The 12,381-nt window shown below is 48.0% G+C and carries 14 protein-coding genes; 6 read left to right on the top strand and 8 right to left on the bottom strand.

Features of this window, described 5'->3' with window-relative positions; genetic code table 11:
- The 6 genes from traN to HMPREF2794_RS00070 form a co-directional block, all read left to right on the top strand.
- Nucleotides 1–775: conjugative transposon protein TraN (gene traN / locus HMPREF2794_RS00095; RefSeq protein ID WP_070750480.1), on the top strand; the 775-nt coding region annotated here is incomplete at its 5' end.
- Between the two features lie 3 nt (nucleotides 776–778).
- Entirely contained in the window at nucleotides 779–1,360 is a 582-nt protein-coding gene (locus HMPREF2794_RS00090) for a conjugal transfer protein TraO (RefSeq protein ID WP_070750478.1), read from the top strand.
- Nucleotides 1,361–1,383: 23 nt separating this feature from the next.
- Entirely contained in the window at nucleotides 1,384–1,845 is a 462-nt protein-coding gene (locus HMPREF2794_RS00085; RefSeq protein WP_070750481.1) for a DUF3872 domain-containing protein, read from the top strand.
- Nucleotides 1,820–2,731, top strand: coding sequence for a hypothetical protein (locus HMPREF2794_RS00080; RefSeq protein ID WP_139147214.1), 912 nt, complete (start codon nucleotides 1,820–1,822; stop codon nucleotides 2,729–2,731). The genes HMPREF2794_RS00085 and HMPREF2794_RS00080 overlap by 26 nt, the downstream gene beginning before the upstream one ends.
- A 648-nt stretch (nucleotides 2,732–3,379) precedes the next feature.
- Complete coding sequence (locus HMPREF2794_RS00075; RefSeq protein ID WP_070750476.1) at nucleotides 3,380–4,147, top strand: hypothetical protein; 768 nt, start codon at nucleotides 3,380–3,382, stop codon at nucleotides 4,145–4,147.
- A 4-nt stretch (nucleotides 4,148–4,151) separates the two neighbouring features.
- Complete coding sequence (locus tag HMPREF2794_RS00070; protein ID WP_070750474.1) at nucleotides 4,152–6,035, top strand: hypothetical protein; 1,884 nt, start codon at nucleotides 4,152–4,154, stop codon at nucleotides 6,033–6,035.
- A gap of 181 nt (nucleotides 6,036–6,216) precedes the next feature.
- Here HMPREF2794_RS00070 and HMPREF2794_RS00065 read toward each other — a convergent pair whose 3' ends face one another.
- The 8 genes from HMPREF2794_RS00065 to HMPREF2794_RS28715 all read right to left on the bottom strand — a co-directional run.
- Nucleotides 6,217–6,660 (bottom strand): JAB domain-containing protein, encoded by a 444-nt coding sequence (locus tag HMPREF2794_RS00065; protein ID WP_070750472.1) that lies wholly within the window; start codon nucleotides 6,658–6,660, stop codon nucleotides 6,217–6,219.
- 380 nt (nucleotides 6,661–7,040) lie between these two features.
- Entirely contained in the window at nucleotides 7,041–7,262 is a 222-nt protein-coding gene (locus HMPREF2794_RS00060) for a DUF7688 family protein (RefSeq protein ID WP_070750470.1), read from the bottom strand.
- Between the two features lie 109 nt (nucleotides 7,263–7,371).
- On the bottom strand, nucleotides 7,372–9,084 hold the full coding sequence (locus HMPREF2794_RS00055; protein WP_070750468.1) for a ParB/RepB/Spo0J family partition protein: 1,713 nt from the start codon (nucleotides 9,082–9,084) through the stop codon (nucleotides 7,372–7,374).
- A gap of 149 nt (nucleotides 9,085–9,233) precedes the next feature.
- Entirely contained in the window at nucleotides 9,234–9,782 is a 549-nt protein-coding gene (locus HMPREF2794_RS00050; RefSeq protein ID WP_070750465.1) for an SLOG family protein, read from the bottom strand.
- An 11-nt stretch (nucleotides 9,783–9,793) separates the two neighbouring features.
- Nucleotides 9,794–10,003 carry a hypothetical protein gene (locus HMPREF2794_RS00045; protein WP_070750463.1) on the bottom strand — a complete coding sequence of 70 codons (210 nt, stop codon included), beginning with the start codon at nucleotides 10,001–10,003 and terminating at the stop codon, nucleotides 9,794–9,796.
- A gap of 54 nt (nucleotides 10,004–10,057) precedes the next feature.
- A complete protein-coding gene (locus HMPREF2794_RS00040; RefSeq protein ID WP_070750462.1) occupies nucleotides 10,058–10,696 on the bottom strand; it encodes a hypothetical protein in 639 nt (212 codons plus the stop codon).
- Between the two features lie 70 nt (nucleotides 10,697–10,766).
- Nucleotides 10,767–11,741 (bottom strand): ArdC family protein, encoded by a 975-nt coding sequence (locus HMPREF2794_RS00035; protein ID WP_070750459.1) that lies wholly within the window; start codon nucleotides 11,739–11,741, stop codon nucleotides 10,767–10,769.
- A gap of 225 nt (nucleotides 11,742–11,966) precedes the next feature.
- Nucleotides 11,967–12,381 (bottom strand): hypothetical protein (locus HMPREF2794_RS28715; RefSeq protein ID WP_168166578.1); only part of this gene is annotated, 415 nt, incomplete at its 5' end.

The raw sequence follows: 12,381 nt of genomic DNA, 5'->3' as shown, positions 1-12,381 counted from the left end.
GTTGAGTGCCGAGCCTACGCATATCATCTTCCCCTCGGCGGTACGGTACGTGGACTTGGGAAGCGATTGGATTATCGCCGGGAAAGCGGACGGTGCGGAGAACGTGATCCGGGTAAAGGCGACCACCGAGGGGTTTCCGGGGGAAACGAACTTTTCCGTTATCTGCGAGGACGGGAGCTTCTATTCGTTCAATGCCCGGTATGCGCATGAGCCGGAGATGCTGAACATCGAGATGAAGGATTTTTTGGAGAACGGGGACACGACGGACTTCTCCCACACCCGGATGAACATCCATTTCCGGGAACTGGGTAACGAAAGCCCGCTCTTGGTGAAGCTCACCATGCAGAGCATCTACAAGGAGGACAGACGGGAGATCCGGCACTTGGGCTGCAAACGCTTCGGGGTGCAGTTCCTCCTGAAATCCGTCCACTCGCACAACGGGCTGTTCTATTTCCACACGGAAACGAGGAACAGATCGAACGTGGCTTTCCGGACGGACTTTATCCGGTTCAAGATCGTGGACAAGAAAGTGCCGAAGCGCACCGCCATTCAGGAACGGGTCATCGACCCGGTGCGCAGCTACAACGAGGTGCTGGTGACGGAGGGGAAAAGCGACGTGCGCACGGTGTATGCCGTCCCGCAGTTCACCATACCGGACGACAAGCTGCTGGTCATCGAGCTGTTCGAGAAGGACGGCGGCAGGCACCAGACCATCCGGGTGGAGAACGCCGACCTCGTGGCGGCAAAACAGATTAACGAACTGAAAATCAAGTAAGCGATGAAAAGGTTACTGTTCATTATCCTGCTTTTCGGGGTGTGCCTGACTTTCAACCGGGCACACGCCCAACGGTGCCTGCCCGGAATGAGGGGCATACAGCTCACGGGCGGGCTGTCGGACAACATGCGCTGGAAAAACGGCGACGGCTTCGGCTACCACGCCGGGATAGCGGTGAGCACCTACACGAAGGACGCCCACCATTGGGTGGTCGGTGCGGAATACTTGGAGAAGCGGTACGGCTACCGGGACTGCCTCTATCCGGCGAGCCAGTTCACGGGCGAGGGCGGCTATTACCTGAACTTCCTTTCCGACCGGAAGAAGACATTCTTCGCCGCACTGGGGCTGTCCGCCCTTGCCGGGTACGAGACGGTGAACTGGGGCGAGAGTCTGCTGCCGGACGGCTCCCGGCTCACGGATGAAGACAATTTCATCTACGGGGGTGCGCTGACGCTGGAGCTGTCCGCCTACGTGACGGACAAGATTGTCTTGCTGGTAAACGGTCGCCAACGGGTGCTGTTCGGCGGCGACTGCGGGAAGTTCCACACGCAGGTCGGCGTGGGAATACGTTTTATGATTCGATAACTGCTATATAATATATAATGTATATGAGGACAATGATTTATAAAATATTCACGGGCTGCTACATCGTGGCCGCCCTCGTGCTGGTCGCAGCCTGTAATGACGGGCTGGACATTCAGACGAAATACCCGTTCACGGTGGAGGCGATGCCCGTCCCGAAGGAGCTGAAAATAAACGAGACGGCGGAGATACGGTGCGAGCTGAAACGGGAAGGACGCTGGGAGGACACCCGGTACACGATCCGCTGGTTCCTCTTCGACGGGGAAGGCACGCTCAAACTGGAAGACGGTACGGTGCTGCTGCCCAATGACCGCTACCCGCTGGAGAAAGAGACGTTCCGGCTCTATTTCACCCCGCTGTCGGACGAGCAGAGCAGCTTCACCGTCTGGGTGGAGGACTCGGACGGTCAGGCGGTCGAGCTGGAATACGACTTCAATGCGGACAACGACAAGGAGGACGGGGATGGAAGTGGAACTGAGGAAGAGTGAGGTACCGGCTTTGGCGGAACTGAAAGACCTGTGCCGGCACGAGTGTACCGCAGAGCGGTGCGCCGATGCCGTCAGGGAGTTCGGATGGTCGCTGGAGCATGTGCCGGAGGACATGAAAACCCCGGAGATGTGCCGCCGTGCGCTGGCAGCGAGTGCGGAACTCGGTTACGGGCATCTGGCATTGCTGCACCATATCCCGTTCGCAGAGGTCTGCATGGAAGCCATACGGGACTGGTACGGCGAGGGCAGAGCCGATCTTTACGAGGTGGCTTCGGCAATCCGACCGGAGGTGTTCGACGGGAAGATGGCGGATTTTCTGGTGGCGGAGGACGGCAGGTGCCTGTCCCTGCTGCCCGTCCACCTGCAAACGCCGGAGCGAGCGGCGAAGGCGGTGGAGGTGTCGGGGGCGTCCGCCCTCCTTTCCGACCGGGTGAAGCCGGGATTGAAAACGCCGGAGCTGTGGCGGAAATGCGCCGAACATAGCTGGATGTCATTCGTGATGATTCCGTGGAGGGAACGGTCGCCGGAAGCGTGCCTGACGGCGTACCTGAACTATCCCGGGATGATCCATGCCCATCCCCATGTCGTGCCGCAACCGGTGGACAGCTATTGCAACGTGTACTCGCTGTGCCGCCTGATGGAACAGATGACGGGCGGGAAATTCACCTACGGGCAGATGGCGGACTTCTACGGGGGAAAGCCGATGGCGGTCAAGTGCATCGAGGTGCCCGATGGTTTCCTGAAAGACCGTGAGGTGACTTTCGACCGGCAGAAAGAGACGTTCCGCATCGCCCCTCTCAGCCAGCGGCAGGAGCAGAAGCAGCAGGAGCGGCAAGAACCGGAACGGAACGACGCCCCCAAGAGGCGCAACGGAATGAAAATATGAAACAACCTATCTAAAAAAACAGAAACATGGAACAAGAAGAAAGAATGTATCAGGTGCCTTTAGAGATGATATGCAGGCACGGCGGCACGGCGGAGGTGTGCCGTGCCGCCGTTGAAGAGGACGGCTGGTAGTTGGAGAACGTGCCCGAAGAGGTGAAGACACCGGAACTGTGCCGGACGGCGTGCAGAAGGACAAGGCGGTGAAGTTCGACAAGGAGACGGGGAAGTTCTCCTTCTCCGACATCCAGCAGGAGCGGAAACGGGGATTGAAGATGTAGCGTGAACAAAATAAGACCAAATCAGTCATTAGAAAAATGCCACCATAAAAACCTTGTTTTTCATATTATTACAGATATGACCACGTATTTTGAATACTCTAATGAACGATTTGGGATAAAAAACAAAATGTATAAATTGAGTTTTAATACAAAAATGCTGTTTACCGTAAAAGGTACTCTATACCTTTTACGGTAAACAGCATTTTGATTGATTAGTATATAACGAATTGGTATTTAAACTGTTATATAAGTTGATGGTCAAAGATTTATAAATATTAATATAAGATGAATTATAGACGTAAAAAAAATGTAACTTTGCCATTATTAATGATGTAGATAACAGCTTTGATGCTAAATTTAGTTTTTAGATAATGGAAACAAAAAGTAAAAAGGCAATTAAAACAATCGCAGAACTAAGCATTACATGCTCTGATAAACTGGGTGATATTCTTGCACCTATTTTATTTGAAGATGATAAATGTGCTCTTTATTTATGTAGGGAAAATAGAAGTGTAGAAATCTTAGTTCCAACTAATGATAAAGAAAGACAGTTTAAGATGTTTTGGCTTTTAACAGAATTTATTTCTTTATTGCGTGAATTGGAGAATAACCATCTTATATACGTTGTATGCCAAACAGAAGATTATCTTTCCGAATTCTATTATCAAGGAAAAGATGATTACAGAACAACTCAAATTGATTCTGTTATTAAAATTAATAAATCAGATGTGTTGCAAGAAGAGAAAAATGGTTTACACTCTGTATGTAGAAATGATAATCAGATATTATCAGGAGTCGTTGGACCATCTGCAATTTATGATGATTTAATGCACTTTCTTAATTCTATTGTTTATCCTACATCTGGGTTGAAAAAATATATTAGGCGAGGATTTAGATCAGAAGAGAATTATCTTTCAGCAAGAGCTAACAGAATTAGTAAAATAAGTATATTAGTTGCTATATTTATAGCATTAGCTTCACCATTTATTTCCGTATGGTGGAGTAATAAACATGGTATTATCCGAATTGATGAGACACAATATCAAGGATTTATAAAATCAATAAAAAATCGCAAAGACACAGTATTCTCTATTTACAATAATTCAGTTAGAATTCAAGAAACACATAAAAAACAATAATACAATGAGCAATATAACATTATTAAAAAATAATAATCAATTAGAAGATTCAATGCTTAGAAGCGTATTGCTTTTCAATTCACAAAAAGAAACAAATAGCAGTAAGGATTTAATGCTAAAAGCAATACTATCTATTATAACAAATGGAAATGGCAGATACGGTCTTGATGAAATAAGTAACATATTGAAAGAACGGTTTAAGATAATCTTTTCAAAGGAAGATTTGAATCGACAAATCAATAAATTAAAAAGCAAAGGTCTTGTAACTGATTGCTCCAATAATATGTTTCAAGCTGCAACGAATGAAAAACAAGGTAATGAGTTTTTCCAAAGAATAGAAGAAGAAACTAATGCTTTAATTGACGGTATTCTAAATAGGGTTAAGTCAAAATCTGGAATCATTTTCTCCCAAAGTAATGAAATGAGAATGAAAGAAAATATTCTCTGTGCATTGTCTGTATATTATAAAATGTACGGCTACTCTTTCTTTGGATTGAAGGAAAACAGCAAACAAAAAGAAACATTGGATGCTGTATGTGTTGCTCGTAAAGGACTTCCAGATAATTTAGGAAAAGCTTTAGTTGGTGCTATGGCTGATGTTATTGATGAGCCAACACTTCAAGAAAAAAATATATTAGAAAAATGGGCTCGTGCTTTTGTTGCAATGGAAGTTATAAATCTGGATCCTTCACTACGAAATTTTAAGGCGACTAAACTTCGTGAAAAGTCTTTTGTAATTGACACAGATGTTGCATTAAATGCCCTTACCACACACGCAAAATATAGTGTAGTATATAGAGAAATGATAAATCTTCTCAGAAGAGCAGGGTGTAAACTTTATGTACCTCATATTGTTGTAGAAGAAATTCAAAGTCATATTGACGCAGCAAATAAGCGATATATTTTTGAAGGCTCACAATGGTTATCTATGACTGATGAGATTTTAGAAAATAAAATTGCAAATGTTTTTGTTGAAGATTATGTTAAAATAGTAAAAAATAATAAGGAGCGAGAAGATTTTCCTTTTGATATTTATTTGGAAAACTTTTCTGATCCAGAAAATCCTTCACTATTGATGACTAAATTGAAAGAGGTTTTCGGAGAAGATTTTATACCAATGAAAGATTTAGAATCTTTAGATAATGACATCAAAATAAAGTTAGCAAACAGAATAAAAGATTTAACTAAAATATCAGCAAAAGGAATTAGAAGAGATGAAGAAAAAAATACTCAAATTGCAGAAGCTGATGCATCATTATATTTAACTATCAGACGAATGAATTGTGATTGTAATGGCAATGACAAACCGCTTAGTCAAAAAGCATATTTACTTACCAAATCACAGAAAACAATAACGTGCGCCCAAGAATTAGAAATTTATGATAAGAATATAATTTGTGACCCTTTTGCGTTACTATCAATCTTACAAGAAATGGGTATGTTTGCTGGTCATGAATTTGAAATCGTTAATTTGTTTGAGAATCCATTTTTGGCATATACTGCAAATTTAATTTGGGATGAGGTTAAACTTTTATTAGAAAAAGGAGCCAAATTAAAATATAAAGAAATTCATCGGCTAAGAATAGATGTAGATGCAAAAATTGACAAGATTTTAACTTGCGAAACTTTAGAAGAACGTACAGCGGAGGCTAAGCGTCTCATAGAAAGAGGTTATCTTTTTGCCAACGATTTATTGAGTATTCAGCAGGAAATAGAAAAGCGAGATAAGGATATTCAAGAACGAGATGAGCAACTCGCAAAGCAACGAGAAGAGATAAAAAGCCTCAGAGATAAATTGAATACAGATAAAAAAGAAACTAAAAAACTCCAATATATGGAACGAGCGGGTATTATCAGCAAGAAGAAAAAAAAGAAAAAAATAACATAATTATCAGATATACTGCAATTTAGATAGGCATTGCTTGTAAAATATATAGAATTCAGTATGTTACTTACCTGTTATTATTAAATGAAAATCTAAAGAGCTTTTTCTGCTCTTCTATTCTTTTCTCATCTCACTCATGTAAAGAAAAGCAATATGGAAAATTGGCGAATAAAAAAGGGGGTGCTTAAAGCATCCCCTCGTCCATGTAGCTGAGGTAGGTGTCCTCGGTCAGTATGATGTGGTCCAAAAGGCGGATGCCGATTGCCTCGCAGCCTTTCTTCAACTGGCTGGTCAGGTTGTTGTCCTGTGTGCTTGCCACCGTCGAGCCGGACGGGTGGTTGTGCGAGAGGATGATTCCCGAAGCATGGGAAACGAGAGCCGTCTGGAGGACGATGCGTATGTCCACCACCGTACAGTCTATCCCGCTACGTGAGATGCACGAAACGCCCAGCAGCTTGCCTGCCCGGTTCAGGTACATCGCCCAGCACTCCTCGTGGTGCTGCATACAGTCCTCGTAGAAGGTCTTGAGGATGTCGTAAGACTCCTTGGAAGAGTGGATTTTAATTCTCTTGGATGCGTCAGCGTCCTTGTAACTTACGGTGATTTGAGGAAAAGACAGTGTATTCATAATGCAAAAATTAAAAGTGAAACATTTATTTTTTGCTTTGGGGCACGGGGAAAGAGCGGACTTCATGCAAGGCTTTTGCGTGGAATACGACCCGAAGGTGTGGAGATTGTGCGCAAAACCGGCAGGTTCAGCCTTGCTACTTGTCCGTTTTTCCCCGTAGATTTGCTAAAAAATGAGTGTGGAGCTTGGCTAAAAAATCCGGTGGGTCAAGGGGTTTCTTTTTGCTTCTTTGTCTTTGTCCGCATCCGGCTCACCGAAAGAAAAAGAAGTGCGTCCGGAATGTCGGGGTGGTCGGGGTTGCCACGAGCGGGTAAAAATAGAAGTCCGGGCGGATCGCTACCCGTCCCGGACCTGCGGCGATGAAACATAGAGGGGGAATGTTATGGCTTGATTTCCCCCGTTGCGATTAAATTCCCGTCCGAATAATACGCTATCTTCCCGTAGGTAAATCCCATGTCGGGAATGGCTACGAAAGCGATATAGTCCGAATGCTCCCTGCCTTTGAGGTTCTTCCCGACAAGGTTGTTGAATATCATGGGGATGCTATGACCGTCCTCGCTGTAAAGGACGGTTTTCCCGTTCTGTCTGATTTCCTGCTTCATTGTTATCAAAATTTAAAAGTTGAAAAATCGGTTTCTTTGCTATCTTTCTTTTTCGCTACGGCTCACGAAAGAAAGTAGCGGGCGGATTTCTCCGCCCTGCCCTTTGTCCTTAGGCTGCAATCTCTTCGGTTTGCGGTTCTTCTTCGGGTTGCGTTACCTTGCGCTCCCTTGCCCGTTCCTGCACCAAGAGGACGGCTTTCTTTTCCTCGATGCGCTGATGCCGCTTCTCGTACACCCCGTTGTACTCCCTTTCGATGTTGGCGAGTTCCTCCGGCATGTGCCTGCGTGCGAAGTCAAGCAAGAGGGTCGCCACGGTGTTGTTGCCGTATGCTCCCTTGAAATTGGCTACAAGGAAGTCCCTGCGGATGATGGTCTTCATCCTCACGGTGAGGTTGCCGATAATCCCCATCTTGTCCTCGTCCGTGATATACTGCTTGTCTTCCGCAATCCCCACGGCTGCGAAGTGTTCCTTACGGAGCGAGGACAGAAGGAAGAAGTACAACATGGTATCTTCGTCCGCACTGAACTTGCCGCCCGTGATGTCGGCTTCGAGAATCTGTTTCTTGGTGTCCTCCACCGTGCGTTCGAGTGCGATTTCCTTGTTGCGCTCGTCCTGCTTCTCCAATTTCTCCACGGGTGAGAGCGGTGCGGGTGCGGGCGTTCCGTCCGCTGTCTGCGCTTCGGTCACGTTCTCCACATAGCAGAAGTCAATCTCCTTCTGCCCGATTTTGGCATAAACGGTGATTTCCCCCGCTTCGCTCCTGCGGGTGATTTCCTCCTCCTGCTCCATGTAGTCCGCCCATTGCTGTTCGTAGCGGGTGCGGGCTTCCCCGTAGCGTTCGGGGTCGTTGAAATTTTCGGCTTTGGGTTCTTTCGGGCAGCTTGGAAAGGCGGTGTACCTGTCAAGGGTTTCCACCTCGTAGCCCGAAGCGGTTAGCCGTTCTGCCACCGTCTCATTGGTGCAGTAGCGGTCACGGCAGAGCGACACGCCCGGCTGGGTCTGCATGATTTGCACAGCCCGCTCCATGAGGTAGGATGCGTTCATTTCGGCAAGGCACGTGCGGTTGGCGCAATGCCCGCACCCGCCATCACGGAACAGCAGCAGGTTGTTGGTGTTGTGTGTGCACGTGGCGCACTCGGTCTTGTCGAAGCGGTAGTATTGCAGGTCGGTGGTGAAGTTCTGTTCGATGCGCCTTGCGACATCGGCGGCTTTCAGTCCCCGCCAACTGTTATACGTTCCCTCGTCCTGCAAATGCTTCTCGTACACCTCACGCTGAATGTCCTCCCCGTATCGGCAGATTTCAGCCGCCACGCTGATGGTCAGCTCGTCCGCTTCCAAAAGGGCGGCGATTTCGGGGATAAGGGCGGTGAATTTCAGCCGTGTGCGGATGTAGTTCTCGTTCTTTCCGAAAAGTTGCGCCAAGGTCTGCACGGTATGGCGTCCGCTCTCGATAAGCCGCTGATAGGCTGCGGCTTCCTCCACGGGTGTCACGTCCTTGCGCTGCAAGTTCTCGGTAATCGCCATTTCCTCGGCTTCCTCGTCCGACAACTCGGTTACGATTGCGGGAATTTCGTCCCTGCCCGCAATGACGGACGCACGGTAACGGCGTTCCCCGAAAACAATCCCGTAACGGTCTGTCCCGTCAACGGGGCGCACGGTGATGGGCTGCAACACGCCCTGCCGTTTGATGCTCTCGGCAAGTTCGTAAAGGGCTGCTTCATCGAAACGCTTGCGTGGGTTGAAACCGCTCGGCTGAATGTCTGCCAATGCTACCATCGTGATGTTTTTCTCTGCTGCTGATTGATTTGCTTTTGTCTTCATAATCTGTTATTTTTAAGTTGATTGTTTATAGTTGTTCTTTTTGATTTTAATAAACCGTTCCGTTCGGGAAATCGGTTTCTTTGCTATCTTTCTTTCCCCGCTCCGGCTCACGAAAGAAAGTAGCGGGCGGAAAATCCGCCCTTACGGGGCTACCTGCGGTTATAGCATACGTTCGCGAACTTCTTTTTCTGCTCTACTGCCCGTTTGAGGGTGTAGAACGTGCCGCCTATGGCTACCGTATCGTAATAGACCATCAGAAAAGCGGAGTTTTCCAAAAGGTAGTCGTTACGGCGCAGGAAACAGCCCTCGGTATATCCGTCCTGCAAGGTTACCACTTCATCGGCTTGCGCCAAAATGGTGTCGTAACGCTGCTTGTCGGCTTGGGTGTACCGTTCGGCTTGTCCCTTGAAGGGGACAACACATTTCAGACGGATATGCGGGTATCTCTTTTTGAGGTTCAATACTTCCTCTGCTGCGATAAGGTCGAAGCCCTCGCACATTCCCGACAAAAAGGTGTCGTAGCCTTTTTTGATACAATAACTTTCGATGGCTGCGAACGTGTCGAACCCCACCTCCCTGAAGAGTTTCTCACGGTCTGTCGTGAACTTGGCTATACGGTTGGTGCGGTGTCCCGAAAAGGCTACCGTCTTTTCTTTGGTAACGGGTGTTCCGTTTTCTGTCCATGTCCTTGTTTCCATATCGGTAAATATTAGAGTATTAAAAGAATGATTATCAGTACGAACACGAAGCCGACAAACAGCCGCCACGCAAGGGCGAAAACAAGCCGTGCCACGAAGTAAAACAGAGCCACGACAAGCAACAAGGCGAAAAGCTGCCCTGTGGCGGTGGTAAGGAAATAAGCCGCCGAAGCCCAAAGGATTAGGCGGTATATCAGTTTGTAAACAAATGCCGTTTTCATGTTCTTGGGTATTGTCGGGCGGATTGCTCCGCCCGTGGTTCTTTAACAGTTCCCTTACGGGATATAGCGGTTATCAGCCAACAGCCGGAACGTGTCGTAATCAGCCGTTCCCCGATAACTTAGGGACAGTTCAAAGGAGAGGTGTCCTTTCTCTATGTAGAAAGTGAAGCGCAAGCCGTTGCGGGTTATCGTCCCTTTCGCATAGTTTCTACGTTCCCAGCTTACGGGTTCGTTCTCGATACTTTTCAAGAAGTCGGCTACCTTTCGGGCGTTCTCCGCATTTTCCTGCTCCACCTGCCTGTATATCTGCGTGCAGTAGTTTATCCAATCGTTTATTTTCTTGGCGGTGAACACGCCGATATTGCACGGCTTTTCGTATTGGCTGCCCGCCCTTTCGATGTCGTAGTGGTTGACGTATTCAAAGTGTTCCATGTCGGCGGCTATCTTGTACTTGTTCTCTTTGTTTATCTTGTACACATGAAAACGGATGCTGTTGTACGTGAACTCTATGCGCACGCCGTAAAATGCGGGGTATTCACCGCTTACCACGTGGTAGCCGTATTCCGCTTGGGGCATGTACTTCCTTATCTCCTGCATGAGTGGAGACAGCTCTTTTTTTGCCTGTTCCACCTTCTCGGTAAACATAACTTTTATGTTTAACCCGTTAAATTCCTTTTCCGATAATGTTTTCATCGTCTTATGTGTTTTAGTGGGGCGGACTGCTCCGCCCGTTGGTTGATACTCTTGTTCTTTGTCGTCCCGCTTAGGCTGCTGCGGGTTCGTTCATCGGTTCGGTTACCTTGTCGGCAATCATCTTCGCCGCCTTGTTCACGTCCCCCAATATCTCCACCAAAAAGGCGGGTTCTTCCTTTAGCTTGGTGAGCCAGTGTTTCAGATAGGCGGCGTTGTTCTCCTGCGGTGCGGCTGCGTAGCCGAAGAACGCACCGCAAAGGGCTGCGGTAAGTTCGGCGACAAGTTCCTCACGGGCGTAGAGCGCATCCCCGAAGAAGCTGCCGAACGTGCGGTTCAGCCGTTGGGGGCTTCCCGTGCTGTGCGCCATCTCGTGCAGAAGCGTGCCGTAATATTCCGCTCCCTGCGGGAACTGCTCACGCTGCGGGCAAACGATATGGTCGGAAGAGGGCGAATAGTAGGCACTGTCCGAATACTGCACCTTGATAGGGCAATACCAATTTTGCAGATAGACAAGCTCGTCCAACGCCTCGTAAATCATCCCGTCCGAATAGTCTTCGGGCTGCTCCCCCTTTTTCATGCGCTCGTAGCGTTCGGGGTATTTCCCTGCAAAATCGGTCTGGTCGATGTTGAAGACATTGTAATACTTCATCTGCGGGATGACCTTGTAATTTTCCTGCTCGGCTGCGGTCAGCTTGCGGTATTCCTCGTACTTGATTGTCTTTTTCGTCTCCTTGTGTACCACGAACTTGAACCAATAATAAACGGGGAACGAGCGTGCGCCCTTGCAAACACTTAAATCCTCTTCTTTCGCTTGGTTGAACGTGAGGAACACGGGCAAAGTGAATTTCATAAACTCGGTGTAGAACAATAACATCAAGACATTTCCGCCGTTGTAGAGCGTTCCTCTGATGTTGCGGGGCAAACCTTGTTCAAGGCTCGCTATCCACGGTTTTTGCCAATCCGTTTTCAAGCACTCGATTTTCTTGATTAACAAATCGGTGAACATCGGTGCAATCTTTTCGATAGTGCTGTTCGTTGTTGCCATAACTCACAAATTTTAATCGTTATTACTCTGTTTTCATCGCTTGTCGCCCCAACCAATTTTTTCCCTTGGCTGATTGGGAAGAACATTGACCATCATTGATAGCGGAAAAGGTGAATTGCAACCATCTGAAAAAATGGTAAATACTACCCGCAGGGTGGAGATTTGGCATTTTTTGCGGATTTGCTTTCACCTCCGCCTACCTTCGTCAATGTTTTTCCAATCAGCTTAGGGAAAAAATGCCCTGTCAGTCATTCCAGCCAATGGTAAGTTACTTGCCGGGTGCGGGAAAAAGAAGCCTTCCGGAGAGCCGGGAACGCCCGTTTCCCAAGGCAAGGAGATACGGGCGGGAGAATACAATGGGAGGACGGTCAGCTTCCGGCTGCCGGACAAACGCCGGGGAACTCTTTCGGACGGGACGGGGGCACGGGAAGTTTTGGCGAACAGCCGAAGCCCCGTGTGACGGCACGGACGGACGTGTTCCGTTTGTCCTTCCGCCCCGATGTCCGGCTTCGGCCATGCAGCCTGCCGAAGTGGTCGGAAACGGACGCCGGGACGGAACAGCCCGTGCGCCAAGGTGCAGGTGCAAGACAGTGAAAGCCCTTTCATCCACGTTAGGGATTGCAGGGGAAAGCCCACAGCA

The sequence above is a fragment of the Bacteroides sp. HMSC067B03 genome, from assembly GCF_001811315.1.
GTDB lineage: Bacteria > Bacteroidota > Bacteroidia > Bacteroidales > Bacteroidaceae > Bacteroides > Bacteroides faecis.
Note: the sequence above shows the minus strand (reverse complement) of the source record. Positions and strands in the feature narration are given on the sequence as shown.

Excerpts from the sequence above, each read along its gene's own strand:
- HMPREF2794_RS00090 (WP_070750478.1), top strand. The coding sequence starts at position 779 with ATGAAAAGGTTACTGTTCATTATCCTGCTTTTCGGGGTGTGCCTGACT.
- HMPREF2794_RS00085 (WP_070750481.1), top strand. The coding sequence starts at position 1,384 with ATGAGGACAATGATTTATAAAATATTCACGGGCTGCTACATCGTGGCC.
- HMPREF2794_RS00080 (WP_139147214.1), top strand. The coding sequence starts at position 1,820 with ATGGAAGTGGAACTGAGGAAGAGTGAGGTACCGGCTTTGGCGGAACTG.
- HMPREF2794_RS00075 (WP_070750476.1), top strand. The coding sequence starts at position 3,380 with ATGGAAACAAAAAGTAAAAAGGCAATTAAAACAATCGCAGAACTAAGC.
- HMPREF2794_RS00070 (WP_070750474.1), top strand. The coding sequence starts at position 4,152 with ATGAGCAATATAACATTATTAAAAAATAATAATCAATTAGAAGATTCA.
- HMPREF2794_RS00065 (WP_070750472.1), bottom strand. The coding sequence starts at position 6,660 with ATGAATACACTGTCTTTTCCTCAAATCACCGTAAGTTACAAGGACGCT.
- HMPREF2794_RS00060 (WP_070750470.1), bottom strand. The coding sequence starts at position 7,262 with ATGAAGCAGGAAATCAGACAGAACGGGAAAACCGTCCTTTACAGCGAG.
- HMPREF2794_RS00055 (WP_070750468.1), bottom strand. The coding sequence starts at position 9,084 with ATGAAGACAAAAGCAAATCAATCAGCAGCAGAGAAAAACATCACGATG.
- HMPREF2794_RS00050 (WP_070750465.1), bottom strand. The coding sequence starts at position 9,782 with ATGGAAACAAGGACATGGACAGAAAACGGAACACCCGTTACCAAAGAA.
- HMPREF2794_RS00045 (WP_070750463.1), bottom strand. The coding sequence starts at position 10,003 with ATGAAAACGGCATTTGTTTACAAACTGATATACCGCCTAATCCTTTGG.
- HMPREF2794_RS00040 (WP_070750462.1), bottom strand. The coding sequence starts at position 10,696 with ATGAAAACATTATCGGAAAAGGAATTTAACGGGTTAAACATAAAAGTT.
- HMPREF2794_RS00035 (WP_070750459.1), bottom strand. The coding sequence starts at position 11,741 with ATGGCAACAACGAACAGCACTATCGAAAAGATTGCACCGATGTTCACC.